This window comes from Kitasatospora sp. MBT63 (assembly GCF_000710465.2).
GTDB lineage: Bacteria > Actinomycetota > Actinomycetes > Streptomycetales > Streptomycetaceae > Kitasatospora.
The window spans coordinates 1-372 of the sequence record NZ_JAIZ01000503.1 but is presented as its reverse complement, the minus strand read 5'-3'; the positions used below and the strand labels follow the sequence as shown (position 1 = coordinate 372).

The 372-nt window shown below is 75.8% G+C and carries 1 protein-coding gene and 1 pseudogene; both read right to left on the bottom strand.

Features of this window, described 5'->3' with window-relative positions:
- Positions 1 to 71 (bottom strand): annotated as a pseudogene (locus AA75_RS54115) (NADP oxidoreductase); the annotation flags it as partial.
- Positions 72 to 127: 56 nt separating this feature from the next.
- Positions 128 to 372, bottom strand: a 245-nt coding sequence (locus tag AA75_RS27045) for an inositol monophosphatase family protein (RefSeq protein ID WP_033822883.1), incomplete at its 5' end; no start/stop codon positions are given.

Below are 372 nucleotides of genomic sequence, written 5' to 3'. Positions count from 1 at the left end.
CCGGCCCGGGTGAGGGCGGCGGCCAGGTTGCCGCCGACGCGGCCGTTGCCGAGGACTGCGATGCTGGTCATGGTGGTCCGTTCCTTTTCGTCGGTGCGGGTTTGTGGTGTGCGGGTTCGGGGCGTGGTCAGCGGGTGAGGGTGGCGACGGCCCGGGTGTGGATGCCGGGGGCGGCGGCCAGGAAGCTCCCGCTCTGCGGGGTCCAGGGCCGGCCCTGGGCGTCGGAGATGGTCCCGCCGGCCTCGGTGACGAGCAGCGCGCCGGGCAGCAGGTCCGCGCGGGCGCCGGCGAACTGCCAGAAGGCGTCGATCCGGCCGGCGGCCACGTTCACCAGGTGCAGGGTCGCGGGCACCGCGACGCGCACCACGAGCG